A 3,746-nucleotide genomic window follows, 5' to 3' on the forward strand; every position below is an offset into this window, starting at 1 on the left:
ATCTCATCTCCTAGTACTTCTTTGTATTTTGTTGCTAGCGCATTTTTGGCGTTATCATCACCATGCACTATTTTTATATGGCTGGGTTTTTTACGCATACCGGTTACAAATCTTATTAACCCCGTTTGATCTGCATGCGCGCTGTAGCCGCTGATTGTGTGTACTGCTGCGTTAATGGTGATTTTATGGTCATTAATATGCACATAACCATTACTTGGTCCATAGGTTTGAATATCTCGGCCGAGCGTGCCACGGCCTTGGTAGCCAACAAAAATCACATCGGTAGTTTCATCAGGTAAAAATCGCTCTAGATAATTCACAATTCGCCCGCCGGTGCACATGCCACTAGCGGCAAGAATAATCGCGGGTTGTTTGCGTTTGCTTAGGTAATTAATTACGGCAATATGCTCTTGGTGGCTGTCGATAGTATGCAACTGCGCAAAGTTTAATGGATGGCGACCTTTGGCTAAGCGTTTTTTTGCTTCATCGTCCCAGAGGGTTTTAAATTTTCGATACTCTGTGGTGAAGTTAGCTGCCATCGGGGAGTCCACAATGACCTCTATACTTTGCCATGGCGAATTTTTAGCTGCGTTGTGAATTATTTGCTCCAGTTCGTACAGTAACTCTTGCGTACGGCCAATGCTAAACGCTGGCACTAATACAATGCCATTATCGGCAACGGCTTTTTCAATCACCTTTTTCAGTGTTTGCGTGCGTTCTTTTCGGCCTTGATGGTTTTTATCACCATAGGTTGACTCGATCACTAAAGTATCGGCTTTGTAAGGCGCTTTTGGGGAAGGCAGTAGCGGAGTATGCGGCGCTCCTAGGTCACCAGAAAATACTACGCGATGGGAATTTCCCTTGATAGTTTTAGTTTTTATATCGATTTCAACATAGGCGGAGCCTAAAATATGCCCGGCACGTTGTAAGCGAGCTTTCGCGGTGGGCTTGTTGCTGGTGGTTGGTAAGTCAAACCAGCTATTAAATTCGATAGCGACAATACGCTTGGTAAGTAAGCTTAAACAGGCGTTAATAATTTTTTGATCTCGCGTCACCCCGACTTTTAGTGCATCTTCGATCACTAATGGCAATAGACTTGCCGATGCCTTCGAAGTAAAAATAGGGCCAGTGAAACCAGCAGCAAATAAGTAAGGTATGCGGCCAACGTGGTCAATATGACAATGCGTAACAATCAGCGCAGTGACAGTTGAGATATCAAAGTCGATAGCTAAACTTGGCCCTGCGTCTTCCCCTTGAAAAAGCCCACAGTCAATTAACACCGATGAGTGTTGATCATAATCCAACTGATGGCATGACCCCGTAACCCCATTCACCGCTCCATGATGGGTAATTTTCATGGTTGATCCTTGTTGATTAAATTATACAAATTAGAAACAAGGTTAGGATAAAAAATGTCAAATTAAAAGGTTGAAGAGAGAAGGTTAGAGGTTAAAGGTACTCGGAGGCTTTATGGCTCGGGGATTATAAAATTCATGGTTAAAGCCATTTCCTACGTTTTGTACAATTTGCCTGGCATTAACCTTTTGTGTATATGCCTATGTAGGCGAGTGGTTTGCCAGCGCGTTTTAAATGTGGCTCCGTGTTGGTGCGTCAGCAAGCTCAACGCCTACGGTGTTAAGGTTTGCCTCGGTGTTAAATCACTTGTAGGCGAGTGGCTTGCCACCGCGATATTCAATATTGTTTGGTGTTTATGCGTCAGCAAGCTCAACGCCTACGGGTGTTAAAGTTTGCCTCGATGTTAAATCACTTGTAGGCGAGTGGCTTGCCACCGGGTTTTAAATGTGGTGTGGTGTTTGTGCGTCAGCAAGCTCAACGCCTACGGGTGTTAAAGTTTGCCTCGATGTTAAATCACTTGTAGGCGAGTGGCTTGCCACCGCGATATTCAATATTGTTTGGTGTTTATGCGTCAGCAAGCTCAACGCCTACGGTGTTAAGGTTTATCTCGGTGTTAAATCACTTATAGGCGAGTGGCTTGCCACCGCGTTTTAAATGTGGCTCGGTGTTGGTGCGTCAGCAAGCTCAACGCCTACGGTGTTAAATTTTACTTTGATGTTTTAATTAATTACTTGTAGGCGAGTGGCTTGCCACCGCGTTTTAAAATGTGGTGTGGTGTTTTGCGTCAGCAAGCTCAACGCCTACGGGTGTTAAATTTTACTCTGGTGTCTAATTAATTACTTGTAGGCGAGTGGCTTGCCACCGCGTTTTAAATGTGGCTCCGTGTTGGTGCGTCAGCAAGCTCAACGCCTACGGTGTTAAGGTTTGCCTCGATGTTAAATCACTTATAGGCGAGTGGCTTGCCACCGCGATATTCAATATTGTTTCGGTGTTTATGCGTCAGCAAGCTCAACGCCTACGGTGTTAAGGTTTGCCTCGATGTTAAATCACTTGTAGGCGAGTGGCTTGCCACCGCGATATTCAATATTGTTTCGGTGTTTGTGCGTCAGCAAGCTCAACGCCTACGGTGTTAAAGTTTATCTCGGTGTTAAATTACTTGTAGGCGAGTTGCTTGCCACCGCATTTTAAATGTGGAACGGTGTTGGTGCGTCAGCAAGCTCAACGCCTACGGTATTAAGGTTTATCTCGGTGTTAAATCGCTTGTAGGCGAGTGGCTTGCCACCGCGATATTCAATATTGTTTCGGTGTTTATGCGCCAGCAAGCTCAACGCCTACGGTGTTAAAGTTTGCCTCGGTGTTAAATCACTTGTAGGCGAGTGGCTTGCCACCGCGTTTTAAATGTGGCTCGGAGTTTGTGCGTCAGCAAGCTTAACGCCTACGGGTGTTAAAGTTTGCCTCGATGTTAAATCACTTGTAGGTGAGTGGCTTGCCACCGCGAAAAGGTTAAAGGTGCTAGGAAGACAAAGGTGCTAGGGAAGTGACTAGGACCTAGAGCCTAAAACCTAGCTCCTATGTTTTAAAGCGTAGGCGCGGCTTTATGCCGCGCGGTTGTATTGAACCATCAGTCATTAGATTTCAGGTGTAGCTAATCTCTGCCATTAACCTTTAACCTTTAACCTAATACCTAATACCTAATACCTATTACCCCGTATCTTTCATTTCTCGAGGTAGCTTTAACCTTTGCATTCAATTAAACTCAGTCTCTTCAATGTAACTTTTGGTGTTTTGCATGGCTAAAGATAGGTTCGCGCCAAAACCTTTAAACGATATTATGGCTGGCCTGAGTGGTCGATTGTCGTCGTATGCAGGTAAAAGCCAAGCATTAGATAAACAACAAACTTTATTGAGTGAGTTTTTGGGCGCTAATTTAGGTGGAAAATGTCGCGTTAGTAATTATCGCGATGGTACGCTGATGATTGAGGCTGTATCTGCACCTATAGCACTGCGTTTAAACTACTTAAAAATGGATATGCTGTCACACTTTCGTAGTGCCGGTATGGCAGAACTTGGGCAAATCAAAATTACCGCTAACCCACAAGCCAGCCAACGATTAAGTCCAAATAATGCGTTAAAAACAGCTAACGCCACTCCCGCGAATAAATTAGCTATGAGTGAACAAACCGCTGATTACCTTAATGCGATTGCACAAAGTGCACCACCGTCACTAAAAGAAAAGCTAGAGCGTCTAGCGAGGCATGGTAAAAAATAAAGGTTTTAGGCGCTAGGAAGAAATAGGCGCTAGGAAAAGTTTACCATGTATATTTAGTTTGCAACTGTATTGAAGAACCTAGAACCTAGAACCTAGAACCTAGAACCTAGAACCTAAGTTC

General features: G+C 44.3%; 3 protein-coding genes. 1 reads left to right on the forward strand and 2 read right to left on the reverse strand.

The window, feature by feature from the left end; genetic code table 11:
* Both H5163_RS20895 and H5163_RS20900 read right to left on the reverse strand, forming a co-directional pair.
* Positions 1 to 1,358, reverse strand: a 1,358-nt coding sequence (locus H5163_RS20895) for an MBL fold metallo-hydrolase RNA specificity domain-containing protein (RefSeq protein ID WP_182735878.1), incomplete at its 3' end; no start/stop codon positions are given.
* A 1,182-nt stretch (positions 1,359 to 2,540) separates the two neighbouring features.
* Positions 2,541 to 2,678 (reverse strand): hypothetical protein, encoded by a 138-nt coding sequence (locus H5163_RS20900; RefSeq protein WP_182735879.1) that lies wholly within the window; start codon positions 2,676 to 2,678, stop codon positions 2,541 to 2,543.
* A gap of 467 nt (positions 2,679 to 3,145) precedes the next feature.
* Here H5163_RS20900 and H5163_RS20905 point away from each other — a divergent pair, with 467 nt between their 5' ends.
* The gene (locus H5163_RS20905) at positions 3,146 to 3,625 is read left to right on the forward strand and encodes a DUF721 domain-containing protein (RefSeq protein ID WP_145236680.1); all 480 of its coding nucleotides are present in this window, start codon (positions 3,146 to 3,148) and stop codon (positions 3,623 to 3,625) included.
* Positions 3,626 to 3,746 lie beyond the last annotated feature (121 nt).

The organism is Pseudoalteromonas sp. SG44-8, assembly GCF_014164125.1.
Lineage (GTDB): Bacteria > Pseudomonadota > Gammaproteobacteria > Enterobacterales > Alteromonadaceae > Pseudoalteromonas > Pseudoalteromonas rhizosphaerae.

Coding starts and splice junctions, on each gene's coding strand:
- H5163_RS20905 (WP_145236680.1), top strand. CDS start 3,146: ATGGCTAAAGATAGGTTCGCGCCAAAACCTTTAAACGATATTATGGCT.